This window comes from Pseudoxanthomonas sp. LjRoot125 (assembly GCF_964252705.1).
GTDB lineage: Bacteria > Pseudomonadota > Gammaproteobacteria > Xanthomonadales > Xanthomonadaceae > Pseudoxanthomonas_A.
On record NZ_CAXUOY020000001.1, the window covers coordinates 649919 to 675157 of the forward strand.

General features: G+C 68.3%; 21 protein-coding genes. 13 read left to right on the forward strand and 8 right to left on the reverse strand.

All coding sequences use genetic code 11. The features are described from left to right. Positions 1-121 precede the first annotated feature (121 nt). Positions 122-634 carry a DUF421 domain-containing protein gene (locus ACSION_RS02860; RefSeq protein WP_435304758.1) on the forward strand — a complete coding sequence of 171 codons (513 nt, stop codon included), beginning with the start codon at positions 122-124 and terminating at the stop codon, positions 632-634. A gap of 15 nt (positions 635-649) precedes the next feature. Here the strand turns inward: ACSION_RS02860 and hemF are convergent, their stop codons facing one another. From hemF to ACSION_RS02875, 3 genes are read right to left on the reverse strand one after another with little or no spacing between them, the layout of a single operon-like run. Next, positions 650-1579, reverse strand: coding sequence for an oxygen-dependent coproporphyrinogen oxidase (hemF, locus tag ACSION_RS02865; protein ID WP_435304759.1), 930 nt, complete (start codon positions 1577-1579; stop codon positions 650-652). Positions 1580-1589: 10 nt separating this feature from the next. After that, positions 1590-2159, reverse strand: a complete 570-nt coding sequence (locus ACSION_RS02870; protein WP_435304760.1) for a hypothetical protein — start codon at positions 2157-2159, stop codon at positions 1590-1592. A gap of 3 nt (positions 2160-2162) precedes the next feature. Then, positions 2163-4505: a prolyl oligopeptidase family serine peptidase gene (locus ACSION_RS02875; RefSeq protein ID WP_435306647.1), complete on the reverse strand. Its 2343-nt coding sequence runs from the start codon at positions 4503-4505 to the stop codon at positions 2163-2165. A 187-nt stretch (positions 4506-4692) separates the two neighbouring features. On the opposite strand from ACSION_RS02875, the gene ACSION_RS02880 reads away from it, so the two are divergent. Beyond that, complete coding sequence (locus tag ACSION_RS02880) at positions 4693-4950, forward strand: YcgL domain-containing protein (RefSeq protein WP_435304761.1); 258 nt, start codon at positions 4693-4695, stop codon at positions 4948-4950. After that, a complete protein-coding gene (locus ACSION_RS02885) occupies positions 4943-8239 on the forward strand; it encodes an ankyrin repeat domain-containing protein (protein WP_435304762.1) in 3297 nt (1098 codons plus the stop codon). Before ACSION_RS02880 ends, ACSION_RS02885 begins: the two co-directional genes overlap by 8 nt. 9 nt (positions 8240-8248) lie before the next feature. Here ACSION_RS02885 and ACSION_RS02890 read toward each other — a convergent pair whose 3' ends face one another. Then, the gene (locus ACSION_RS02890; protein WP_435304763.1) at positions 8249-10042 is read right to left on the reverse strand and encodes a monovalent cation:proton antiporter-2 (CPA2) family protein; all 1794 of its coding nucleotides are present in this window, start codon (positions 10040-10042) and stop codon (positions 8249-8251) included. 72 nt (positions 10043-10114) lie between these two features. On the opposite strand from ACSION_RS02890, the gene ACSION_RS02895 reads away from it, so the two are divergent. Both ACSION_RS02895 and ACSION_RS02900 read left to right on the forward strand, forming a co-directional pair. Then, entirely contained in the window at positions 10115-10981 is an 867-nt protein-coding gene (locus tag ACSION_RS02895) for an energy transducer TonB (RefSeq protein ID WP_435304764.1), read from the forward strand. Between the two features lie 83 nt (positions 10982-11064). Next, positions 11065-11901 carry an energy transducer TonB gene (locus ACSION_RS02900; protein WP_435304765.1) on the forward strand — a complete coding sequence of 279 codons (837 nt, stop codon included), beginning with the start codon at positions 11065-11067 and terminating at the stop codon, positions 11899-11901. Positions 11902-12105: 204 nt separating this feature from the next. Here ACSION_RS02900 and rho read toward each other — a convergent pair whose 3' ends face one another. Both rho and trxA read right to left on the reverse strand, forming a co-directional pair. Beyond that, a complete protein-coding gene (rho, locus tag ACSION_RS02905; protein ID WP_435304766.1) occupies positions 12106-13800 on the reverse strand; it encodes a transcription termination factor Rho in 1695 nt (564 codons plus the stop codon). Between the two features lie 207 nt (positions 13801-14007). Beyond that, positions 14008-14349, reverse strand: a complete 342-nt coding sequence (trxA, locus tag ACSION_RS02910; RefSeq protein WP_093304080.1) for a thioredoxin TrxA — start codon at positions 14347-14349, stop codon at positions 14008-14010. 225 nt (positions 14350-14574) lie between these two features. On the opposite strand from trxA, the gene rhlB reads away from it, so the two are divergent. The 6 genes from rhlB to ACSION_RS02940 all read left to right on the forward strand — a co-directional run bounded on the left by rhlB (position 14575) and on the right by ACSION_RS02940 (position 20250). After that, the gene (rhlB, locus tag ACSION_RS02915) at positions 14575-16257 is read left to right on the forward strand and encodes an ATP-dependent RNA helicase RhlB (RefSeq protein ID WP_435304767.1); all 1683 of its coding nucleotides are present in this window, start codon (positions 14575-14577) and stop codon (positions 16255-16257) included. A gap of 101 nt (positions 16258-16358) precedes the next feature. After that, complete coding sequence (gene ftsE, locus ACSION_RS02920) at positions 16359-17045, forward strand: cell division ATP-binding protein FtsE (protein WP_093489787.1); 687 nt, start codon at positions 16359-16361, stop codon at positions 17043-17045. After that, the gene (gene ftsX / locus ACSION_RS02925; protein WP_435304768.1) at positions 17042-17986 is read left to right on the forward strand and encodes a permease-like cell division protein FtsX; all 945 of its coding nucleotides are present in this window, start codon (positions 17042-17044) and stop codon (positions 17984-17986) included. The genes ftsE and ftsX overlap by 4 nt, the downstream gene beginning before the upstream one ends. Positions 17987-18000: 14 nt before the next feature. After that, positions 18001-18840, forward strand: a complete 840-nt coding sequence (locus ACSION_RS02930; RefSeq protein ID WP_093489789.1) for a response regulator — start codon at positions 18001-18003, stop codon at positions 18838-18840. 16 nt (positions 18841-18856) lie between these two features. Beyond that, positions 18857-19564, forward strand: coding sequence for a uracil-DNA glycosylase (gene ung, locus ACSION_RS02935; protein WP_435304769.1), 708 nt, complete (start codon positions 18857-18859; stop codon positions 19562-19564). A gap of 71 nt (positions 19565-19635) precedes the next feature. Continuing rightward, complete coding sequence (locus ACSION_RS02940; RefSeq protein WP_435304770.1) at positions 19636-20250, forward strand: hypothetical protein; 615 nt, start codon at positions 19636-19638, stop codon at positions 20248-20250. A 55-nt stretch (positions 20251-20305) separates the two neighbouring features. Here the strand turns inward: ACSION_RS02940 and ACSION_RS02945 are convergent, their stop codons facing one another. After that, positions 20306-20863, reverse strand: coding sequence for a DUF2059 domain-containing protein (locus ACSION_RS02945; protein ID WP_435304771.1), 558 nt, complete (start codon positions 20861-20863; stop codon positions 20306-20308). Between the two features lie 124 nt (positions 20864-20987). Between ACSION_RS02945 and arfB the strand changes: the two genes are divergently transcribed. Both arfB and ACSION_RS02955 read left to right on the forward strand, forming a co-directional pair. Next, entirely contained in the window at positions 20988-21422 is a 435-nt protein-coding gene (arfB, locus tag ACSION_RS02950; RefSeq protein WP_435304772.1) for an alternative ribosome rescue aminoacyl-tRNA hydrolase ArfB, read from the forward strand. Positions 21423-21462: 40 nt separating this feature from the next. Continuing rightward, entirely contained in the window at positions 21463-22023 is a 561-nt protein-coding gene (locus ACSION_RS02955) for a lysophospholipid acyltransferase family protein (RefSeq protein WP_093490753.1), read from the forward strand. 77 nt (positions 22024-22100) lie between these two features. Here the strand turns inward: ACSION_RS02955 and ACSION_RS02960 are convergent, their stop codons facing one another. Next, positions 22101-25151: a TonB-dependent receptor domain-containing protein gene (locus tag ACSION_RS02960; protein WP_435306648.1), complete on the reverse strand. Its 3051-nt coding sequence runs from the start codon at positions 25149-25151 to the stop codon at positions 22101-22103. Positions 25152-25239 lie beyond the last annotated feature (88 nt).

Below are 25239 nucleotides of genomic sequence, written 5' to 3' on the forward strand. Positions count from 1 at the left end.
CCTCCCCAGGTCCCGCTCCCCTGGCCCCGCCGATCTCCCCCTGGTCTGCGGGGCTTTTTATTGCCTGTCGTTTGCCCCGACCTGCGCTACCGTGCGCGCACTCCCTCCTGCCGGGTGACGCATGAGCGCTCCGTTCGACCAGATGTTCCAGCTGGCCATGCCCTGGTGGGCCTTCGTGCTCCGCGCATGCGTGGTGTATTTCATCCTGCTCGGGATGATCCGCCTGTCGGGCAAGCGCACGATGGGCCAGTTCACCCCGTTCGACATGCTGCTGGTCGTGCTGCTCGGCAACGCCGTGCAGAACGCGCTGCTCGGCGAGGACACCTCCGTGGGCGGCGGCCTGCTGCTGGCGGCCACGCTCATCACGCTGAACTGGTTCGTCGGTCTCGTGTCCGCCCGATCGCCGCGGGTGGAGCGTTGGGTGGAAGGCGCGCCCGTGCTGCTGGCGCGCGACGGCCAGGTCTACCGGGACGTGCTGCGCCGCGAGCTGATCAGCCGCGAGGACTTCGAGAAGGCGATGCGCGAGGCCGGCTGCCTGGACATGGCCGATATCCGGCTCGCCGTGCTGGAGAACAACGGACACATCACGCTGGTGGCGCGACAGGATCCGAACCCTGAGGTGGGAGCGACCTGAGCCGCTGTCGCGGACTCAGCCCGCGTCCGCCAGCCAATCGCGCGGTCGCAGGTAGTCGGCCAGGCGCTGTTCGTCACTGCCATCCTCCGGTGCGTAGCCGTATTCCCAGCGGACCAGGGGCGGCAGGCTCATCAGGATGGATTCGGCGCGCCCACCACTCTGCAGGCCGAACAGGGTGCCGCGGTCGTAGACCAGGTTGAACTCCACGTAGCGGCCGCGCCGGTACAGCTGGAACTGCCGTTCGCGTTCGCCGTAGGGCGCATCCTTTCGGCGCGCGACGATGGGCAGGTACGCATCGAGGAAACCGTCGCCGACGGCGCGCAGGTAACCGAAATCGCGGTCGAAGTCCTCGCCAAGGTCGTCGAAGAACAGGCCGCCCACGCCGCGCGTCTCGTTGCGATGCTTGAGGAAGAAGTACTCGTCGCACCAGCGCTTGTGGGCGTCGTAGCGCGTTTGGCCGCCGTACGGTCCGCACAGGTCGCGCGCGGTGCGGTGCCAGTGCTGCACGTCTTCGTCGACCGGATAGAACGGGGTCAGGTCGAAGCCGCCGCCGAACCACCACGCCACCGTTTCGCCATCGCGCTCGGCGCGGAAGTGGCGCACGTTCGCATGGGTGGTGGGCAGGTGCGGGTTGCGCGGGTGGAACACGAGCGATACACCGACCGCGCGCCAGGATGCACCGGCGAGCTCGGGGCGATGCGCGGACGCGGACGGCGGCAGGCGATCGCCGGACACATCGGAGAAGCCGATGCCGGCCTGCTCGAATACGGCGCCATCGCGCAGGATGCGGGTGCGCCCGCCGCCGCGGATCGGCGATGCATCGCCCGGTGCGCGACTCCAGGCGTCCTCGTGGAAGCGAGCCGTTCCATCGGCCGCTTCAATGGCGGCGCAGATGCGGTCCTGCAGGTCGGTGAGGTAGTCGCGGACAGGCGTGATGTCGTTCATGCCGCGCATTCTACCGGGGCGGCTGCATCCATCCGAACTCTGCGCGCACGGCCGGACGGCACAGCTGCCACACGATCAGCGCGTGCAGCACGCCGAACGCGAGGGCGGTCACCCAGGCCATCGCCAACGACATCGCGCGCAACGACGCCAATTCCGCCAGCAATGGCGCGGCATCGGGCGTCTGGGGCAGCCGGTCGAGCCAGGAGAACACGAGGTCGATCACGGCGATGCCGGCGAAGTTCGCCAACGCGCCCAGCACCATGAAGAGCACGAATCCCCACCACGCCCAGGCGCGCCGCCGAAGCAGGCCCACCGACACCGCCAGGAAGGCTGCGCTCACCAGCAGGAAGACGACGGCAAGGGCGGTGATGTGGGACAACACCCACAGGGCGGATGCCGGTACCGGCTGCGTCGCGGCGAAGTCGAGGAAGCGCGCGACCTCTTCGCCCCGCAGGATCACCAACGCCGCCAGCACCTGCAGTGCCGCGTACAACGTGGCGCCGGCGCCCACGACAATCGACACCTTCGCCATCACGGTGACGAAGGCGGAGCCGCTCGCGGTGGGCGACGGAGGACGCATGGCTTACTTCAGGTTCTGCTCGAACAGTTTCAGCACGCGCTTGTACTCGTCCAGCCAGGAGTCCGAACGCGTGAAGCCATGCCGTTCCAGCGGATACGCCGCCAGCTCCCAGTCGTCCTTGCGCAATTCGATCAACTTCTGCGACAGCACCACCGAATCCTTGAAGAACACGTTGTCGTCGATCATGCCGTGCGCGATCAGCAGGTGGTCCTGCAAGCCATCGGCGTACTCGATCGGCGAGGAGGTGCGGTAGGCCTGAGGATCCAGTTCCGGCGTATTGAGGATGTTGCTGGTGTATTCGTGGTTGTACTGCGTCCAGTCCACCACCGGGCGCAGGGCGGCGCCGGCCTTGAACACGCCGGGCGCGCGGAACAACGCCATGAAGGTCATGAAGCCGCCATAGCTGCCACCGTAGATGCCGGCGCGATCACGGTCGCCCTGTTTCTGCGCGACCAGCCACTCCAGGCCGTCGAGATAGTCCTCGAGTTCCGGGTGGCCCATGTTGCGGTAGATGGCGGTGCGCCAGTCGCGGCCGTAGCCTTCGCTGGCGCGGTAATCGAGGTCGAGCACGATGTAGCCGCGGTCCACCAGCAGTTGGTGGAACATCTGCTCGCGGAAATAGTTGGGATAGCGCGCGGTCACGTTCTGCAGGTAGCCGGCGCCGTGCACGAACATGACGATGGGGTAGCGCTTGCCGGCTTCCATCGTCTTCGGGCCGTAGTACTTGCCCCAAACCACGCCCGCGCCGTGGCGCGACGGGACCTGCACGTACTCCGGCTGGATCCACTCGCGCGCCTTGAAGCCCGCGGTGCGCGTGTCGGTCAGCGCGCGCACGTCGCCACCGTCCACGCCCGTCACCGACAGCTGGGCGGGCGTATAGCTGCGCGAATGACGGACCAGCAGCTGGCGGCCATCCGGCGACAGACTGAAATCCTCCACGCCGTCGAGCGCGGTGACTTCCTTCACCTGGTTGCTGGCCAGGTCGAGCTTGCAGACCTCGTAGTCGCCGGGCCAGCTGCGGTTGCACAGGAACAGGAAGCCATTGCCGTCGGCGGTGACTTCCGGCGCGGAGACTTCCCACTTGCCCGACGTGCGTGCGCGGGGTTTTTCGTTGCCGGTCGCGGTGTACAGGTGCGAGTAGCCGGATTCTTCCGACAGCAGCCACAGCGTGCGGTTGTCCGGCAGCCAGCCGAACTGGTTGAAACCCCAGTTGATCCACGCCTCGTCGGTCAGCCGGTGACGCGGCTGCAGGCGCGCGCCGGGCAGGTCGACGGTGGCGATCCAGCGGTCCTTGTTGTCGATGGCATGCACCTGCACGGCGACCTGGCGGCCATCCGGGGTCCAGGCGATGGCGCCACCGTCGCTGTCGTTCTCCACGCGCACATCGCGCGATCCCTTCAACGGGTCCTTGCCCGCCTGCTTGCGCAGCGCGGCCAGCGGGTCGCGGTCGATCCCGGGCAGGCTGTCGAACGTCACTTCCTTGACGCTGCCGTCGGCGAGGTCGACGCGCCACAGCGTGTGCGGCACGGGGGCATTGCGGCCGACGCGGGTGCGGACTTCCTGGAATTCCTCGTAGCCCGATTCGGTCACGTACTTCGGCATCTTGCCGGCCTGTCCGGCATCGGCGCCCTTCTTGTGCGTCACTACCAGCAGCCAGCGGCCGTCCGGCGAAAGCGAACTGTCATCGATGTCGACCTCGTTGCCGAGGTAGATCGGCGCGGGCGCGCGGCTCGCATCGGCCTTGCGCCAGCTTTCGGCCTGCTTCTGCGCGGCTTCGCGTTGCGCGCGATCGTCGGCCAGCGTGCGGATCGTGCGCAGTTGCTGTTCGCGCAGTGCGTCCGGCTTGGGGGCGGCCAGCGGATCGCGCTCGGCCTTGAGTTCGGCGACCGTGGCCGTGCCCGCGCCGGCGGTCCAGCGATACCAGGTGTTGCCGGCGCGCCAGATCACGGCGCCGTCGCGGGTGAAGCGTGCCTGTTGCTCGGCGTCGTTGGTGCGGGTCAGCTGGGAGAGCGCGCCACTGCGCAGGTCGCGCACGAGCAGGTCGCCGTTGCGCGTCAGCAGCATGCGCTGGCGGGTGGCGTCATAGACCGGATTGATGGCGTCGAGGCGCGCGCGCTGGTCGTCGGCGACACGGTGCGCGGCAGCACCGTCGAGGGATTGCTCGAAGGTGTCGCGCACCACGCTGCCATCGCGCTTGAGTTCGTACTGCACCTGTTTGCCGTCCCATGCCCACCAGGCGCGCTCGACCGGCGGGCCGATCCAGTCCGGCTCGGCCATCACCTGTTCCAGGGTGAGCGGTGCGGGCGTCTGGGCGTGTGCGGCCGGCGCAAGCGCGAGCGGCAGCAGCAGGGCGAACAGGGCAGGGCGCATCGGGCTTCCGTTAGTGCGAGGTGAAGGGGCGAAGAGTACCAGTCCATCCGCATGCCTCCCGCCGCCGATCGTCATGCCCGGCGTGATCGCGATGCGGGTTTCACGTATGCGGCATTTCCCGCACAATCCCTGCTTGTCCACCGGCAGGGCGCGATAAGCGCGGATGCAAGCCTACGTCTACAAGAGCCAGCGCAAGGCCGACACGTTCGTCTACCTGGCGACGCGCGACGATTTCGCCCGACTCCCCGAGCCGCTGCGTACCCAGCTGGGCGAGTTGACCTTCGTGCTCGAGGTCGCCCTGACGCCCGAGCGCAAACTGGCGCGGGAAGATGCCGAAGTGGTCCGGACCAACCTGACCGCGCGTGGCTTCCATATCCAGTTCCCGCCGCAGCCCGATCCCACCGTCCTTCCCGATGCCTGACTCCCGGCTGCAGACCCGCCACGTCGCCCTGGTCGCCTTGCTGGCAGGCCTGCTGCTGGCCGGCACCGGTGCATGGCTCGGCGGCGTGCCGGCGGCCATCGGTGCGTGGCTGGCGCAGCCGGTGGTGGCGCTGGGCGTGTCGTGGCTGCGCGGCACCCGCGTGCTCGCGCCATCCCGCGCCTGGCGCGAGGACTTGCCGGCATTGGGACTGGCCTGGGCGGTCGCGTTCGCCGGCAGCGCGCTGCTGCTGGCCTGGCCGCTCGCCTCGTTGCACGACAGCGGCAGCTTGCCAGCGGCGCTGGGCGTGAGTGCGGTGATCGGCGCGGTGATCGTGGGCCTCTGGCGTACGTGGCCGCTGTGGCATGGCCTGGAGCGCGACGGTGGGGCGTTGGCTGCCCACTGGCGTGGGTTGGTCGAGCACGACTTCCATGCCTGGCGTGGCCTGGCGGTGGCGACGGCGCTGGCCGTGGCCATCGGCGGCGGCCTTTGCCTGGCCTGGCCCGGGCTGGTACCCGACGGCGCCCGCACCGGCCTCGCGATCGCCTATGCCCTGCTGTTGCCGCTGCTGCACCTGGGCGTACAGCGGGTAGCGGGCGCGGGCGTGCTGCCGGTGGTCGAGATGCCGGAGCGCGAGGTGGAAGCCTTCGACGCGCCCGTCGTCGAAGCCGACACGGCCCCGGACGTCGATCTGGACCAGGCCTTGTTCGAAGCGGCGCGCGCCGGGCGCGTGGATCGCGCGCTGTCGCTGATCGAAGCCGGCGCCGATGCGCATGCCCTGCCGGCGGAGGGCTCGCGCGACCAGCGCAGCCTCGGCGCGCTGGCGGCCGTGCTGCCGGACCTGCGCCTGCTGCGCACGCTGATCGCGCACGGCGTGGACCTCAACCACGCGCATGCCGGGGTCACCCCGCTGCTGGCCGCGACCCGCGACAGCTGGCATGGCCGGCCGGATGCGGTGACCACGCTGCTGGCGAATGGCGCCGACCCGCGCATCGCCGATGCGGAAGGCAACACGCCGCTGCACCATGCCGCGCGCAGTTCCGACCCTGGCGTGGTCGCATTGCTGCGCGATGCGGCGGCGGAACTCGATGCGCTCAACCATGACGGCTTGACCCCGCTGGGCGTGGCCTGCATGGCCGGCAACTGGCGATTGGCGAAATTCCTGCTCGAACGCGGTGCGCGTCCCGATCCACAGGGCGGGCAGCCGGTGCTGCTGGCGGCGGCTGCGACCGAAGAAGACGATCCTGCCGGCGTGCAGTTGCTGCTCAAGCACAAGGCCAAGGTCGATGCGCGCGACGCCCAGCGCCGCAGCGCCCTGCACGAGGCTGCTTACGCCGGCCACGCCGAAGTCGTCACGACGTTGCTCGCTGCCGGCGCCGACGTGCATGCGCGCGACGCGCAGCAGCGCACGCCGTGGCTCGACGCCGCGCGCAGCGCCCGCGCCGCGGTGCTGGAAAAGCTGGCCGACGCCGGGGCGGATCGCCAGGCCACGGATGCCGAGCGACGCAACGCATTGATGCTGGCGTGCGGCGCGGAGCAGGTATCGCCCGCGCTGGTGCGCCGCCTGCTGGAATGGGGTCTGGACCCTGCCGATACCGACGCCGCGGGCCGGCGTGCAGTCGATGCCGCGGCCGAAGCCGGGCGCTGGGCGCTGGTCTCCGCGCTCGATCCCGCGTATGCCCTGCCCAGTGCCGTGGCTGCCGCAGAAGACGAGACGCCGCCAGACCGTGCACCGTCCGCGCTGCTGCGCGAAGGCTTGGCGAGTGGGCAATTCGATGGCCTCGATGCGCTCGCCCGCCTGTGTTCGCGTGAGGAGCTCGGTGCGCTGTTGCATGAAGCCGACCTGCAGCGCCCGGCGCGTCTGGCGTGGTTGCTCCGCAACGGCGCCGATGCAGACGTACGCAACGCGGCAGGCGACACGCTGGCGTTCGCACTGCTGTCGCAGGGTGCGGCGGGCGCCCCCGCCTTGGCTGCGGTACTCGCGCGCGGCGGTTCGCCGGCAGGCACCGGCGGCCTGGCGCGCTTCCTCGCTGCGTGCGCGGCGGACGATCAAGCCGCACGCACGCTGGAATCCTGCGCGCTGGATCTGCTTGAGCGTGGTGCCGATCCCTTCGGCGCGTCGCCGCAAGGCGATCCGGCGCTCTCGCTCGCAGTGCGGTTGGGTTGGCAGCGGGTGCTCGATCGCCTGCTGGACATCGGCGTGGATCGCGAGGCGCGCGACAGCCATGGCATGACCGCGCTGCACCTGGCGGCCGTGCTCGGCCGCGAGACCGCCCTCAAGCAGCTGATCGCGAAGGGTGCTTCGCCCGAGGCGCGTGCCGCCGACGGGCAGACACCGCTGGGCGTGGCGCTGGCCTGCGGCCGTCGCGATCTGGCCGATTGGCTGGACTGGCGGACCTGGCCGCTGCCGAAGCGTGCATTGCGGCCGTCCGACCTGCCATCGGCCGCGATGATGGGCGACCGCGACGCGGTGCGTCGCCTGCTCGACCTCGGCTTCGATGTCGATTCGCCCGATGCGCAGGGCTGCACCGCGTTGTTGCGCGCTGCCGGCGGCGGGTTCACCACGACGGTGGAACTGCTGATTGCGCGCGGCGCCGACCCGCAGCGCGCGGCGCATACCGGCGCGACGCCGTTGTCGGCTGCGGTCAGCATGCGCCAAGCGGAGATCGTCGGTGCACTGCTGACGGCGGGCGCGGATATCGAATACCGCCTGCCCGGTGGCGTGACCGTGCTGATGCTGGCGGCGGCCTTGGGCCTGCCCGAGATCGCCGCGCGCCTGATCACCGCCGGCGCCAACGTGCATGCCGGCGATGCGCAGGGCCTCACGCCGCTGCATTGCGCCACGCTGTACGGCTTCACGGCGCGCGAAAAGCCGCGCCTGGTCGCGCTGCTCGATACGCTGCTGTTGTCTGGCGCGGAATCGGAGCAGGTGGCGTCGGGTTCGGTCACGCCGCTGCTGCTGCTGTTGGGCGCGCGTGCCGAGCCGGGTACCGCCTGCGACGAAGAAGTCGTGCTGGCCGGCCTGGAACGCCTGCTCGACGAAGGCGTGTCACTGGACGTGCAGGATCCGCGTGGCTTCGGCCCGCTGCATCTGGCTTCGTTGCACGGCTTGCTGCGCGTGGTCAGCCGCCTGCTGCGCGCCGGCGCCGATCCGGAACTGCGCGATGCGTTGAACCGCACGCCGCGCGAGATCGCGGTGATGCGCGGCTTCATCGACGTGGCGGCGGAGTTCGTGCCAGCCACGCCCGGTGCGGGCGCGTCGATGGCCCGCTTCCTGCGCGATCGCGGTTGACCTGCCGGTTCAGCGTGCGGGCGGCGTGTCCTCGCCGGTCGCGTCGGCTTCGAACAGTTTCTCCAGGTCGCTGATCGCATCGCGCGCGGTCTGGATCACCGCGCCGTCGTCGTCGTAGACCAGGTACTGCGCGCGCAGCAGTTTCTCGTCGTGCTGGCGGAAGCGGCGGGTGTGTTCGGCGGCGGTGTGCACCGGGACCCCCAACTCGACCAGCACCTGCTCCGCCATTTCCAGGCTCGAGCCGAGCGTCTCGCGGTAGGCTTCCGCGCTCAGGTCCATCAACCGCCACGCATGCTGGCGATTGCGCGCACGCGCCAGCACGCGTGCCTCGGGGAACATGCGACGGATCAGGCGCGTGGCCTTGATGTTGGTGTCGGGGTCGTCCATCGCGATCACGAAGACCTTCACGTGCTGTGCGCCCGCCGAGCGCAGCAGGTCCGGGCGGGTCGGGTCGCCGTAGTAGATGCGGATATTGCCGAAGCGGCGCAGCGTGTCCACGGTCTCGGGGCTGTGCTCCAGCGCGACGAACGGAATCTTCTGCGCCGTCAGCAGGCGCGCCACGATCTGGCCGAACCGGCCCATGCCGGCGATCAGCACCTGCGGCTGCTCGTCGGGGATCTCGTCGAAGGTGCGCGTGGTGGGTTTGGGCCGCTTCACGCCGGCCAGCAGGCGGTGCAAGCCCAGCAGCAATACGGGCGTGAGCGCCATCGATACGCCGACGATGGCGCTCAGCTGGTTGCGCAGTTCCGTATCGATCAGGCGCACGCGCGAGGCTTCGCTGAAGACCACGAACGCGAACTCGCCACCCAGCCAGAGCGTGCCCGCCATCAGCAGCGCGCCCTTCGGGTCGAGGCGTCCCGGCCAGCGACCGATCCCGAACAGGACGCTGAACTTCACCGCGAGCAGCGTCAGCACGCCGAAGGCGATCAGCTCGGGCTGCTTCACCACCGCATCGAGATCGATGTCCATGCCGACGGCGATGAAGAACAGGCCCAACAGAAGGCCCTTGAACGGATCGATCTGCGATTCCAGTTCGTGCCTGAACTCGGAGTCGGATAGCAGCACGCCGGCCAGGAACGCGCCCAAGCCAGCGCTCAGTCCGGCCAGTTGCATGAACCAGGCGATGCCCAGCACCACCAGCAGCGCGGTGGCCGTGAACACTTCCGGCATGCGCGTGCGCGCGACCACGCGGAACAAGTGGCGCAGCACCAGCCGGCCGCCCAGGACGACGACGGCAATCGCACCGACGGCATGGAACACCATCGTCCAGGTCAGCGTTTCGTTCTTCGCGCCGCCCAGCAGCGGAATGGCAGCCAGCAGCGGGATCGCGACCAGGTCCTGGAACAACAGGATCGCAAAGCCGAGGCGCCCGTGTTCGCTGGTCAGTTCCTTGCGCTCGGACAATAGCTGCAGGCTCACCGCGGTGGACGACAGCGCCAAGCCGAGGCCGACGACGAGCGCGGTCTTCCAATGATGCTCGAACAGCAGCGCGATGCCGCCCAGCAGCAGCGCACTGAGCAGCACCTGCAGTCCGCCCGCGCCGAACACCGGCTTGCGCATCACCCGCAGGCGCGAGGGCGAGAGTTCCAGGCCGATGACGAACAGCATCATCACCACGCCGATCTCGGCAGCGTTGAGGATGCGATCGGCATCCCGCACCAGCGCGAGCCCGTCCGGGCCCAGCACCACGCCAGCCACGAGGTAGGCCAGTACGGCCCCCAACCCGAAACGCTTGAAGACCGGCACCGCGATCACCGCGGCCAGCAGGAACACCAGCGCCAACTCCAGACCACTACCGTGCATGCGTCACCTCGTGGGGATAGTATGCGGCGGACGGGGCCGGAGAGGCCCACTTCCAGGGATCGAGGAGGGCGCATGAAGCAGCGCAAGGTGTGGTTGGCGTGGGTGCTCGTGGGGGTGGTGGCGTTGGCGCAAGGCGCGTGGGCGCAAGGCCCCGGCGCGGTGCGCAAGCAGGTCGAAGGCAGCATGCTGGTCACCGGCATGATCACGATCCGGACCGATGGCAGCGTCGCCACAGCGGAGCTGGACAAGTCGGACCGGTTGCCTGAGGGCATTGCGTCCTTCGTTACCCAGGTCGCGACGTCGTGGCGCTTCGAACCCGTGTTGATCGACGGTACGGCTCGGGAGGTGCGTACGCGGATGAGCGCGCGCCTGCTGGCCAAGCCGACGGGCGACGGAAAGATGCAGGTCTCGGTCCGTAGCGCCGATTTCGGCGACTACGAGGCGACGCCGGTGGAGGAGCGCATCAGTCGCAGGAGCTTGAAGCCGCCGGGTTATCCGACGACAGCCGTGCGCGCGGGGGCGCAGGGGACGGTCTACTTGCTGTTGAAGATCGGTCGCGACGGTACCGTCGCGGATGTCGCGGCAGAGCAAGTGAATCTTCGCGTGATCGCCAGCGAGTCGCAGATGCGCCTGTTCCGCGAACGCTTCGCACGGGCCGCCATTGGTGCAGCGGAGACGTGGACTTTCAACCCGCCGACACGGGGTGAGGCGGCGGGACAACCCCACTGGGTCGTCCGCGTGCCTGTCGATTTCGATTTCAGGGAGAAGCGACCGTATGGCCAGTGGGAAGCCTACGTTCCGGGGCCGCGTGAGCGCGTGTCCTGGGCGCAGCAGGAAGATCGCGCCGGCTTCTCGCCGGACGTGCTCGCAGATGGTGGGGTTCATATGGAAGGTGGCAAGCAGGGACCCAAACTGCTGACGCCGTTGGATGGCGTGTGATGCAGGTCGGCAACCGACCTGCGAAGGAATGAACCGCGAGCGCCAAAGGGGGCGTGATGTATCGACGCATAGGGTGGTGGTGCGTGCTGTGGGTGCTGATGGTGACCCTTTCGGGCCCCGCCCTGGCTCAAAGTGCGAAGGCCATGGAGGAGTTGGTCGAAGTCAGCATGCTGGTGAACGGCGACGTGACCGTGGATCCGATGGGCAAGGTCGTCAGCTACACGATCCAGGACGAGAAAGCGCTGCCGGCGGGAGCGCTGGCGTTCCTCAAGCGCAGTGTCGAGGGATGGGCGTTCGAGCCACCCAAGATGGAAGGCGAAGCCATCACGCTCGAGAACGGCATGCGTCTCCTGTTGGTGGCGAAGCGGGTCGAGGGCGACAGCTTTCAAATGCGGATTCAGGCTGCCACCTTTGATCCGCCCGCGCGCAATCGAGGCTACGCCATCAGGGCGCGGAAGCTCGAGCCGCCAAGCTATCCGCTCGCAGCTGCACGGATAGGAATGCAGGGCACGGCCTACTTGGTGTTGAAGATCGGCAAGGATGGGAAGGTTAAGGAAGCAATTGCTGAGCAGGTCAACTTGACCGTAGTGTCGACGGGGGCCGTGATGAGTCGTCAACGCGCGCTGTTGGCAGATAGCGCTTTGCGGGCTGCGCGCAAGTGGGAATTCGAACCACCTACTCAGGGCGATGCTGCGCAAGAGGCATTCTGGTCGGTTCGCGTTCCGGCTGACTTCATGCTGGCAGGCGGTGAACCAAAGTACGGCGATTGGGTGCCCTATGTCCCCGGACCTCGCCAGAAAGCGCCTTGGATCGACCCCGGCGCTGCGGAAGACTCTCCCGAGGCGTTGGCCGGCGGAGAGCCCAGCTTGCTTGGAACGCCCGTGTTGCGGCTCCGAACGCCGGTGTCGTGGGACGGTTGATGTGTTCGTAACCGTGACGCAGCGAAGCGCAACGCCTCGTCGACGTGGCGGTCACCACGACGACGGTACAGGCGAGCGGGAGTTCGTCGTCGCGTAGGCCAGGTGCTGGGGCGAGAGGGGCGTACCGGTCGGTGCCGACGATATCCAGCGTCACCCACAAAAACGCCCCGCGTCGCGGGGCTTTTTCTTCGATCGCGCGATGGATCAGCGCTTCATCGAGCTGAAGAACTCGTCGTTGGACTTGGTGTTCTTCATCTTGTCCAACAGGAATTCCATCGCCGCGATCTCGTCCATCGGATGCAGCAGCTTGCGCAGGATCCAGATCTTCTGCAGCAGTTCCGGTTCGATCAGCAGGTCCTCGCGGCGCGTGCCGGAGCGGTTGATGTCGATGGCCGGGTAGACGCGCTTCTCGGTGATGCGGCGGTTCAGGTGCACTTCGCTGTTGCCGGTGCCCTTGAACTCTTCGTAGATCACCTCGTCCATCTTGCTGCCGGTCTCGACCAGCGCGGTAGCGATGATGGTCAGCGAGCCGCCTTCTTCCACGTTGCGCGCGGCGCCGAAGAAGCGCTTCGGGCGGTGCAGGGCGTTGGCGTCCACGCCGCCGGTCAGTACCTTGCCGGAGCTGGGCACGACGTTGTTGTAGGCGCGGGCCAGGCGGGTGATCGAGTCGAGCATGATCACCACGTCCTTCTTGTGCTCCACCAAACGCTTGGCGCGCTCGATCACCATTTCGGCGACCTGCACGTGGCGCGCGGCGGGCTCGTCGAAGGTCGAGCTGACCACTTCGCCGCGCACGGTGCGCTGCATTTCGGTCACTTCTTCCGGCCGCTCGTCCACCAGCAGCACGATCAGGTGCACGTCCGGGTGGTTGGTCGTGATGGCGGTGGCGATCTGCTGCATCATGATCGTCTTGCCGGCCTTGGGCGGCGACACGATCAGCGCGCGCTGGCCCTTGCCCTGCGGCGCCATCAGGTCGAGGATGCGGCCGGCGATGTCTTCCGACGAACCGTTGCCGCGCTCCAGCGTGAAGCGGCGGCGCGGGAACAGCGGGGTCAGGTTCTCGAACAGCACCTTGTTCTTCGACGCTTCCAGCGGTTCGCCGTTGATCGTGTCGATCGTCGACAGCGCGAAGTAGCGCTCACCGTCCTTCGGCCAGCGGATGCGGCCGGCCAGGTGGTCGCCGGTGCGCAGGTTGAAGCGGCGGATCTGGCTGGGGCTGATGTAGACGTCGTCCGGGCCGGCCAGGTAGCTGGCCTCGGCCGCGCGCAGGAAGCCGAAGCCGTCCGGCAGGATTTCCAGCACGCCGTCGGCGGCGACGCCTTCACCGTGGCGGGTCAGCACCTTCAGCAGGGCGAAGATGACGTCCTGCTTGCGGGCGCGGGCGACGCCTTCCTGGATGTTCAGCTGCTCGGCGATGTCCAGCAGCTTGGGCGCGGGCATGCGCTTGAGGTCGCCCAGCGAATACTGGGGGAAGCCTTCCGGCACGCTGGGCGGCTGGCGCGGCGCGAAATTCTCCTGGGCGCCGCCGTTGTTGCCGCCGCCTTCCTGCGGCATGCCGTCGTTGCCGTAACGCTCGCGGTTGCGCTCGCGGCGATTACGGAAGCGTTCGCGGCGGTTGTTGCCGAAGCGGTTGCCGTCGCGCGGCTCGCGCGCGTCGTGGCCACCGTCCTGGCCCTGTTGGCCGCCGCCGTGCGCGGATTCGCCGCCTTCGTGGGCGGGGGCCGACGCGGGCGCGGAAGCGGGGGCCGGCGCAGGCGATTCATTCACCGGCGGCAGCGGGAGCTGCGGGGCGGCGTCGGCCTGGGGGGCGGAGGTGTCGGCGGAGGGGGCCTTCGGGGCGCGGGCTTTGCGCACGCGCTTCTCGGCGGGAGCGCCGGTTTCGTTGCTGCTGTCGGACAAGTTGCGATTCCTCGCTAGGTGGCGAGCGCGCCGGCGTTGCGGCGGCGGGTGAGTAAAGAGAAGTGGGGCTTCAGATGGGTGCGGCGCATCCCCTGCGCCGGATTCGGATTCGACACTATCACCGGCCTGCGGCGGCGGCAAGCCGGGCCGCCGCGGCGGGTTCAAGCGGATTCAGCCAGTGCCCCCGTCTTGCCGGGGGCTGCCGAATCAGGCCGCCTGGGTGCCCAGGGCCTTGTCGATCATCTGGGTCAGCTGACCCTTGCCGACGGCGCCGATCTGGGTCGCCTGGATCTGGCCGTCCTTGAACAGCAGCAGCATCGGGATCGAGCGGACGTGGTACTTGATGGCGGTCGCGCGGTTCTCGTCCACGTTGACCTTCGCCACCTTCAGCTTGCCGCCGTAGGTTTCGGCCAGCTCATCCAGGACCGGCGAAATCATCTTGCACGGGCCGCACCATTCGGCCCAGAAATCCACCAGTACCGGCTCGCCGGACTGCAGCACGGCCGCATCGAAATCGGCATCGCCGACGTGGGAAACTTTATCGCTCACTGGGGTCTCCTGCGGGGTCCGCGGGGTCCCACGGACGGGTTCGGGCCGGGTCGGCCGTCTGTTTGGGGTAAACTGGGGCGTTCCGCGGCCATTTCAAGAAGCTCCTGGGCGGCCGCGCAGCCCGGCACAGGGAGCGCAGTGTGCGACGCCGGACCCCCCGTTGCAAGCACAGCGACCCGCATTCACACAGCCGCACGCAGAACACTGCGGCGCAAAGAAGATGGCATGAGCGACAAACCTTTAACCGACATTACTTTTTCCTCGTTCGACCTTCATCCGGCCCTGCTCGCAGGCCTCGAAGGCGCGGGCTTCTCCCGCTGTACGCCGATCCAGGCCATGACGCTGCCGGTCGCACTGGCTGGCGGTGACGTTGCCGGACAAGCGCAGACCGGCACCGGCAAGACGCTGGCCTTCCTGGTCGCGGTGATGAACCGCCTGCTGAGTCGTCCGGCGCTGGCCGAACGCAAGCCGGAGGATCCGCGCGCGCTGATCCTGGCGCCCACGCGCGAACTCGCCATCCAGATCCACAAGGACGCGGTGAAGTTCGGCGCCGACCTCGGCCTGCGCTTCGCGCTCGTCTACGGCGGCGTGGACTACGACAAGCAGCGCGAGCTGCTGCAGAAGGGCGTCGACGTCATCATCGCCACGCCCGGTCGCCTGATCGACTACGTCAAGCAGCACAAGGTGGTCAGCCTGCACGCCTGCGAGATGTGCGTGCTGGATGAAGCCGACCGCATGTTCGACCTGGGCTTCATCAAGGACATCCGCTTCCTGCTGCGCCGCATGCCCGAGCGCACCACGCGGCAGACGCTGCTCTTCTCGGCTACGCTGTCCCATCGCGTGCTGGAGCTTGCGTACGAGCACATGAACGAGCCGGAGAAGCTCGTCGTCGAGACCGAGTTCATCACGGCGGCGAAGGTGCGGCAGAAGCTGTACTACCCCGCCGACGAAGAGAAGATCCCGCTGCTGATCGGCCTGCTGTCGCGCAGCGAAGGCGCGCGCACGATGGTGTTCGTCAACACGAAGGCGTTCGTCGAACGCGTGGCGCGCGCGCTGGAGCGCGCCGGCTACCGCGTTGGCGTGCTCTCCGGCGACGTGCCGCAGAAGAAGCGCGAGTCGTTGCTGAAGCGCTTCCAGGCCGGCCAGCTCGAATTGCTCGTCGCCACCGACGTCGCGGCGCGCGGCCTGCACATCGATGGCGTGTCGCACGTGTTCAACTACGACCTGCCGTTCGATGCCGAAGACTACGTGCATCGCATCGGGCGCACGGCGCGCCTGGGCGCAGAAGGCGACGCGATCAGCTTCGCATGCGAGCGCTACGCGATGTCGCTGCCGGACATCGAGGCCTACATCGAGCAGAAGATTCCGTCCGAGCCGGTCACCGCCGAGCTGCTGACCGCGTTGCCGCGGCCGGAGCGCCCGAAGCCGGAAGCCGTTGAAGGCGAGGATGAAGAAGAAGAGAGCATCGGCCAGATCTTCCGCGAAGCCCGCGAACAGAAGGCGGCTGACGAAGAGCGTCGCGGTGGTGGTCGCAAGACCGGTGCCGGTGGCGCCCGCCGCGAAGGCGGTCGTCGCGAGGGTGGCCGCCGCGAAGGCCCGCGTTCGGCCGACGGCAAGCCGCGTCCGCCGCGCGCGCCGCGTCTGGAAGGCGAGGCCGCCGCGAAGCCCCAGGCGCCGCGTCCCGCGAGCGACGTGCGTCCGGAAGGCGCTGGCGTACCGGAAGGCGACCGCAAGCCGCGCAAGCGCCGCCGTCGCCGTCATGGCCGTCCGCTGGAAGGCGCCGAGGGCGCCGTGGCGAGTGCGGCCGCTCCGTCTTCGCCGAAGCCCGTCGCCACGAAGGCCCCGGACGAGAACGCGGGCTTCCTGACGCGCCTCGGCCGCAAGATCCGTTCGCTGGTCGGCGGCTGACCGCTACCGCATCGGGTCGATGGAAGCCGGGCATGTCCCGGCTTCTTTTTTGTCCGCGCGGCATCGCCAGCGTCTCCACCGCTCCGGCATAATCGAGGGACATGAGCGTCCTTCGATTCGAAAACGTCAGCAAGCAATATCCCGGCGGCCATCCGGCGCTGGTCGACGTCAGCTTCGAGGTGGCCGAGGGCGAGATGCTCTTCGTCACCGGTCATTCCGGCGCCGGCAAGAGCACCTTGTTGAAGCTGATCCATCTCAGCGAGCGCCCCTCGCGGGGTGCGGTGCTGTTCGGCGGTCGCAACCTGCTCAAGGTGCGCGGCGGTCGCATTCCGCTGCATCGGCGCGAGGTGGGGGCGGTCTACCAGGACCATCGCCTGCTGACCGATCGCACGGTGATGGAAAACGTGTCGCTGCCGCTGATCCTGCGCGGCGACCGTCGCGGCGACATCGGCAAGCGCGTGCGCGAGGTGCTCGCGCGACTCGGCCTGGGCCATCGCGAAAACGCGTTGCCCACGCAACTGTCGGCGGGCGAGCAGCAGCGCGTGGGCATCGCCCGCGCAATCGTCGCCGAGCCGCGCCTGCTGGTGGCGGACGAACCCACGGGCAACCTCGATCCGACGCTGGCGGCGGAAATCATGTCGTTGTTCGCGTCGATGCCCGAGCGCGGCACCAGCGTGCTGGTGGTCAGCCATGATCTTTCGCTGCTCAAGCGCATGAAGAAGCGCGTGCTGATCCTCGACCACGGCAAGCTGGCCGACGACATCTCTCCCGCGGACCTGGCCGAATGAGCGACGCGAAGAACGCCAGGACGCAGGCGCGCTCCGGCATCGGCATCTGGCTGGACCAGCATCTCTACAGCTTCGTCTCCAGCCTGGGGCGTGCGGCGCGCCGTCCGTGGGCGACGTTGCTGACGATCGGGGTGATGGCGATCGCACTGGCGCTGCCGCTGGGCCTGTGGCTGGCGCTGCAGAACGTCGGGCACTTCGCCGGCGACGTGCAGCAATCGCGCGAGATCGACCTGTTCCTCAAGCCCGACACGCCCGTGGCGCGTGCGCAAGCACTGGCGCTCGAACTGCGCGGCCGCGACGACGTGGCCGGCGTGGAGTTGCGCACGCCCGAGCAAGGCATGGCGGAGTTCCGCGAGCGCAGCGGATTGGGCGCCTCCCTCGACACGCTGGAAGGCAATCCGTTGCCGAGCCTGCTGATCGTGGTACCGGAAGGCGACGACGCGCGCCTGGTCGCCGCCTTGCAGGCGCTGCCTGAAACCGACCTGCTGCAGCACGATGCCGCCTGGCGCGACCGGCTCGCGGGCTGGATGGGCTTCGGCCGTCGGCTCGCATGGGTGTTGGCGGCGTTGTTCGGCCTGGGCGCGCTGCTGGTGGTGGGCAACACCGTGCGGCTGGACATCCAGTCGCGGCGTGAGGAAATCGGCGTGCTCCAATTGCTGGGCGCCAGCGATGGCTTCATCCGCCGCCCCTTCATCTATCTGGGAGCGTGGTACGGCCTGGCGGCCGGTGGGTTGGCGCTGGGTTTGCTCTCGCTGGCGGCCTGGGCGCTGCACGATCCCCTGGCGACGCTTGCGCGCAGTTACGGCAGCGCGTTCGCCCTCGCCGGGCTCGATGCCGTGGGGGCCCTGGTGGTGGTGGTGGGCGCGACCGCGATCGGCTGGCTGGGGGCATGGCTGGTGACGGGGCATTTCTTGCGTCAGACTCGCCCCACAGAAACCTGAGACTCGTCTCCTTCATGGCCCAGGAACTCCGGCACCTGATCAGTGACGCCCCCCGCGTGATGGTGGTGGACGGCTCGAAGCTGGTGCGCAAGCTGATCGCGGATGTCCTGCGGCGTGAAGTGCCCGGCGTGCAGGTCATCGGCTGTTCCAGCATCGCCGAGGCGCGCGCCGCGTTGGAGCAGGGCGAAGTGCACCTGGTCACCACCGCGCTGGCGTTGCCCGACGGCGATGGGCTGGAGATCGCGCGCAGCGTGCGCGAAGCGGCAGGCCAGGCCTATGTGCCGGTGATCGTGGTGTCCGGCGACGCGCAGCAACACCTGGAAGAGCGGCGCTTCACCGAGTTCGTCACCGATTACTTCGACAAGTCGCTGGGCCACGAGGCGCTGGCGACGTTCATCCGCGGCTACGTGCAGCCCGAGCCGGTGCCTGGCGCGACGATCCTTTTCATCGAGGACAGCCGCGTGGTGGCGGAGACCACCCGGCGCATGCTGGAACGTCAATCGCTGAAGGTCGTGCATGTGCTGAAGGCCGAGGATGCCTTCGCCCTGCTCACCGCCGAATCGCTGGGTTTGTCCACGCACAAGTTCGACCTGGTGCTGACCGACGTGATCCTGAAGGGCGAATTGAGCGGCCGCGACATCGTGCAGCGGATCCGCGTGGACTTCGTCTATGGCAAGCGTCGCTTGCCTATCCTGGTGATGACCGGCGACAGCAACCGCGACAACCAGGCGGAGCTGCTGCAGGCCGGCGCCAACGACCTGGTGCTCAAGCCGATCGAGGAACGCCTGCTGGTGACGAAGGTGTTGTTCCAGCTGCGCTTGGCGCGCATGGACGAATCGCGCGCGCTGGTCTGAGACCGCTGCCTCCTGCATGACCGAAGAAGACCGCACCAAGCTGGAACCTTCCTGGAAGGCGCGCATCGGCGACTGGCTGCAGCGGCCGGAGATGCGCGAACTGTCCGCGTTCCTGCGCCAGCGCAAGGCCGCCGGCGCACGCATCTATCCGCCCGGCCCGGAGATCTTCGCGGCGTTCGATGCCACGCCGTTCGACGCGGTGAAGGTCGTCATCCTCGGCCAGGACCCTTACCACGGCCCGGGCCAGGCGCATGGCCTGTGCTTCTCCGTGCTGCCGGGCGTGCCGGTGCCGCCGTCGCTGGCGAACATCTACAAGGAAATCAACGCCGACCTCGGTATCCCGCCCGCCGGCCACGGCTGCTTGATGCCGTGGGCGAAACAGGGCGTGCTGTTGCTCAACGCCGTGTTGACGGTAGAGGAAGGCCGCGCCGGCGCCCACCAGGGCAAAGGCTGGGAGGGCTTTACCGACCACGCCATCGAGACGCTGGCGCGCGAACGCGAAGGCCTGGTGTTCCTGCTGTGGGGCAGCTACGCGCAGGCCAAGGGCAAGGTGATCGACACGCGTCGCCACCGCGTGCTGCGCGCGCCGCACCCTTCGCCGCTGTCGGCGCATCGCGGCTTCCTGGGATGCGGGCATTTTTCGGCGACCAACCATTACCTGGCGCAGCGGGGGCTGCCGCCTGTCGACTGGCGACTGCCGTCGAAGGATGGGTTGGACGTCTGATTCGTCCCGGGTCCAACGGACCCGGTTCCGCGCGCGGCGCGATGCTGCGCGCACCAATGGGGGAGGGGTGCATGAAAGCAGTGAAGGTGTTGGTCGTTTTGTCGTTCCTGTTCCTGCAGGGATGTGCGTCGTCGTTGATGAAGCCTGCGGACGGCAGTGCCCTGGTGGCGCCGCCCGGGGAGAACAGCCGCGTGGTGTTCCTGCGCCCGTCCTCGTTCGGCGGCGCGATCCAGGCGTCCCTGTTCGACATCTCCGGCGACGAGACCCGCTTCATCGGAGTCAGTTCTACCGGAACGCAGGTCGTGCACGACGTTGCGCCGGGCCGCCACCGGTTCATGGTGGTGTCCGAGGCGGCCGATTTCATGGAAGCCGACCTGGCGCCGGGCCAGACGTACTACGCGGTGGTGACGCCGCGCATGGGTGCGTGGAAGGCGCGTTTCTCGTTGTGGCCGATCAAGGCGGCCTCGGAGAACGAGTTCAACTGGCGTAACGCGGACGTGGCGAAGTGGATCACCAACGCCAAGCATGTGCAGAACACGCCGGAAGGCGAGGCGTGGTTCAAGGCGAACCGGGCGTCCATCGTCGAGAAGCAGGCGGACTATCTGGCCGTCTGGAACAAGAAGAGCGCCGCGGACCTCGCGCAGCGCACGCTGTCGCCCGGGGATGCTTCCGTCGCGAAGCCCTGATCCGGCAGGGAGCGTCCGTCACGGGCGCTCCCTGTTCAACCACGGGGCCGCGCGCTCAGCGCGTGCGGCGGCGCTTCTGCGGCGGGGATACCGGCGGAGGCGGCGTGACCGGGATGTTCTTGATCTCCGCCTGCAGGGCTTCCAGCATCGGCACCATCTTCTGCTGCACGGCCGACATGATGTTCTGCATCAGGGCGGGATTCTTGTCGAGCATGCGCTGGCCGGCGGCGCTTTCGTAGAACTTCGTGATCGCGCGCACGTCTTCGCGCGTGTAGGTTTTCTTGTAGACGTCCAGGTACACCGGGCGCATCTCTTCCCACGACAATGCGGTGCGGACGATCTCCTGGGTCTTGGCCTGGATGCGGGCGACCTCGGCCTTCTGCTCGTCAGTCATTTCGCGGCCGGCGAAGTGCTTGTCGAACTCCTGCTGCTGCACCGCTTCCATCTGCGGCACCACGCCGGCGAGCAGGCTTTCGGCGCGCGAGGCCTTGAGCAGGCGGTCGATGTCCGCGTCGGTGGGCTCGGCGGCGAACGCCGGTGCGGACGCCGCCAGGGCGAGGGTGAGCAGGAGGCGCAGCAAGGCGCGGGCCGTGATCGACGGAAGCTGGGACATGCGGCGTGGACGGCATGGAACGGGGTCGTAGGGTGCCTGCCCGGGAGTAAATCTGGTGTTAATCGACGGCGATCGGGGCGCCAGCGCGCTGCGAACGGACCCGCATCCTGACTACAATCCGCGCATGGGGAACACCGCACTCGAGATCACGCCGACGCTGGCGATACCGGACGACGAACTCGTCGAACGGTTCGTGCGCGCCAGTGGCGCGGGCGGCCAGAACGTCAACAAGGTCGCCACGGCGGTGGAGCTACGCTTCAACGTGGCGGGCTCGCCGTCATTGCCCGATGCGTTGCGCGAGCGCCTGTTGGCCAAGCGCGACCGCCGGCTCACCGACGAGGGCGTGCTGGTGATCGACGCGCAGCGCTTCCGCACGCAGGACCGCAACCGCCAGGATGCGCGCGAGCGCCTGGCCGCGCTGATCGCCGCCGCGCTGGTGGTGCCGAAGAAGCGCATCGCCACCAAGCCCTCGCGCGCCGCCAAGGCGCGCCGGCTGGACGCCAAGCGCGAGCGCAGCCAGGTCAAGCGCGGCCGTTCGCAGAAGAACCAATGGGAGTAACCGTTTGAGCCACGACATCGTCCCGCGCATCCCGCCGAACATGCCGCAGGTGCCGCCGAACCGCTTCACCCGCTGGATGGGGCGCACGTTCCTGCGCGTGTTCGGCTGGAAGATCGTCGGCACGCTGCCGGATATCCCGAAGCTGGTGATGATCGTGGCGCCGCATTCGTCCAACTGGGACGGCATCTGGGGCATGGCGGCGAAGATCGCGATGGGCTTCCAGGTGCGCGTGCTGGGCAAGGCGCAACTGTTCTGGTGGCCGCTGTCGCCGCTGCTGCGCAAGCTGGGCGTGGTGCCGGTGGATCGCAGCTCGCCACAGGGCACGGTGGAGCAGGCGGTGCGGATGATCCGCCAGTCCGAGAAGATGTGGTTCGCGCTGACCCCGGAAGGCACCCGCAAGCGCGTGGACAAGTGGAAGGGCGGTTTCCTGAAGATCGCGCAGCAGGCCCAGGTGCCGATCCTCATGGCGTACTTCCACTACCCGGACAAGGTCGTCGGCATCGGCGACGTGTACTACCCGACCGGCGACATGGATACCGACATGGCGGCGATCCGCGCCTGGTACCAGCCGTGGCAGGGGAAGAATCGCGGGACGGTGTGATCGACCTGCCTGGCGACGCAACGAAAAACCCCGCCTGACGGCGGGGTTTTCGTTTGCAGCTTCGTGCCGGCGATCGCTTACAACGGCGCGCCGCCCAGCTTCCAGGTGACCTGCAGGAAGTAGCTGCGGCCGGTGGAATCGAACCAGGACGTGTCGTAGTACGGGTAGTTCGCCCAGGTCGCGTCTTTCGGCGGCATGTCGTCGAGCAGGTTGTTGACGGTCAGCGACACGCGCAGGTGGTCGTTCACGTCGTAGCGCGCGCCGGCGTTGAAGCGCCACGTCGCCTTCGTCCATGCGTCGTTGTCGTAGTTCGCGACGCGGCCCAGGTAGTTGCCGAACACGCTGGCGCCCCATGCATTGCGATCCCAGCTGATGCCCAGGTTGCCCTTCTGGCGCGGCAGCGTGGTGGCGCTGAAGCTGACGTCCAGCATGTCTTCTTCCGGATCGCCCGGGTATTGCTGGCGCGTGTGCTTGTCGGTCCAGGTGTAGCTGCCGGTGAAGCGGAAGTCGCCCGCGCTCGCCGTCTGCAGGCGGTAGTTGGCCGTGACGTCGACGCCGGAGGTTTCCTCGTTGGCGATGTTGATCGGCGCGAAGCGGACGCTGGTGATGTAGCCGTCGGCGTCGCGGATCACGCGGGCGAGTGCGTCGACGCAGGTCGGCGAGTTGACGTCCACGGTGGCGCCGCTGTCGGTGACGCCGAGGCGGCAGTTGGCTTCGTCGATGCGCAGCTGCTCGCGGCTCTGGGCCTGCACCTGGTTCGATACGCGGATGCGGTAGTAGTCCACCGCCAGGTCGAAGTTGGCGAACGGCGACCACACGAAGCCGGCGGAGAACGACTTGCTGGTCTCCACGTCCAGGTCCATGTTGCCGGTGTAGACGTCGAACGTGTTGATGTCCCAGGTGCCGTCGTCGTAGCACTCGCCGTCGGTGAAACCGGGCTCGTCCGTGCGGCACTGGTAGTAGTCGGTCGACAGCGTGCGGTAGTAGTCGTCGCCGGCGAACAGGTAGTGCATGTCCGGCGCGCGGAAGCCGGTGCCGTACGAGCCGCGCACCAGCAGCGTGTCGACCGGGCGCCATTCCAGGCCCGCGCTGTAGGTGAACTTGCCCGGGTTCTTGTTGCCGTACTCGTAGCGGTCGTAGCGGCCGGCCAGGCTGGCCTGCAGCGAGGACAGCAGCGGCAGGCGGAATTCGCCGGCCACGCTCCAGCGGTCGCGATCGCCCTTGCCGTCGCCGTAGCGCGGGCCGTAGTAGGCATCGGCGGTCAGGGCGAGCGGATCGGGATTGATCTCGTACGACTGTTGGCCGTACTCGATCGCGGCGGCGAAACCGACGTCGCCGGCCGGCATCGTGAACAGCGCCGGCGTATCGAGGGTGAAGCTGAGGTTGTCGTTGTCGGCCTTCGGATGGAAGGTGGACATCGCGGCGATGGTCGAGAACTCGGCCGGGGTCAGCGGCGTGAACAAGCGTGCCGGATCAGGGCTGTAGATCGCGTAGCCGTCGGCGTCGTAGCCCTGTTGCGGACCGAGGAAGAGTTCGTTCGCAGCGGCCGCGCGGATGCGGGGCATGCCCACGTCGGCCTTGTACTGCGAATGGTTGTAGGCCGCTTCCCAGTTCCAGTTGTCGCCGAATGCGCCCTGCAGGCCCGTCGTCACCCCGAACGTCTTCTGGGTCGTCTTGTTCATGCGGTTGCGCAGGCCGCCCATTTCCTCGGGCGTGAACTGGCGCGACCACGTTTCGTAGTGCCCGGTGACGGCGTTGTAGAACACCTTGTCGTTGTTGTCGGTGGAGTTCGGGTCGTGGAACTCCCAGCCCATGACGTCGCTCACCACGTCGTTGCCGTTGGTACCGGTGAGCAGCCTCACGTCCTGGCGGCCCAGCTGGACATCGGCGAACCACGACAGGTTGTCGGAGAAGCGGTACTCGAACGAGCCGTAGGCGTTGAAACCCTTGCGCTCGTTCTGGATGGTCCGGTAGGCGATGGCGCGCTCGCTGCCGCAGTAGGGCTCGCCGAAGCGGTCCTCGGCCAGCACGGTGGTGCCGTCGTTCAGGCCTGCCATCGCGGCGCAGCCGTCGGCGGGCGCGATGTTGACGTCATCGTCCCAGTCGTAGAGCTGCGCGGTGAGGCGCGGCAGGCGGCGACGCGAGGTCGGCGCGTCGAGGGTGGAATCCTGGTTGCTGCGCTCGTAGCCCCACAGCGGACGCTTGTCGATCAGTTCCAGGCCGACGATGCCGCTGAACGCATCGCGTTCGAAACCCGTGGTCAGCGTGAGCTTGTGCGATTCGCCGCCACCGCGCTCGGTGTCGCCGAAGCGGTAGTCGATGATGGTGCCGTCGGTGGACTTCTTCAGGATGAAGTTGATCACGCCGGCCATGGCGTCTGAGCCGTAGACCGCCGACGCGCTGCCGGTCAGCACTTCGATGCGGTCGATCATGCCCAGCGGGATGTTGCCGATGTCGGTGAAGTTGCTGCGGCCGTTGAGCGGCAGCGGGAAGTCGGCGATGCGGCGGCCGTTGATCAGCACCAGCGTGTGGTTGGGGCCGAGGCCGCGCAGGTCGACGGCTTGTGCGCCGGGCGTGGATTGCGCGCTGGTGGTGTTCTGCTGGCCCTGCACGCTGCCGCTGTTCTGGCTCAGCGAGCGCAGCACTTCAGCGACGGTGGTCAGGCCGGCGGACTGGATCTGCTCGGCGGTCACGACGGTGATCGGTGCGGGACCTTCGATCTGCGCGCGCGGGATGCGCGAGCCGGTGACCTGCAGGGTCTCCAGCTGGGTTACGGGTTCTTCGGCCTGTGCGGAGCCGCCGCCGGGAGGCGCCTCCTGAGGCGCGGGCCGCGGCGCCGGTGCGCGACGCGGCGTAGCGTCGGCTTGCACGATCAGGACCGCGCCGGAGGCATCGCGCTTGGCTTCGAAGCCGCTCCCCTTGAGCAGCCGTTCGAGCGCCTGGTCGGTGTTCGCCGCGCCCTGCACGCCGGTGGTGCGGCGACCCTTCATCTGGTCGGCGCGGTACACCAGCTGCGTGCCGGACTGCTTGGCCAGCGTGTTCAGCGCCGTCGCCAGTTCGCCCGCGGGCAGATCGATGCGGCCGGGGGCCGCCTGGGCCTGCGCAGCCAGGGCCGCGCTACAGGCCATGCTCAACAGCAGGACTCGCATTGGATACCGCATGGACGACTCTCCCCGGGGGTGCTCGGGATGGCACCTTCTGGACATCAGGACGAAC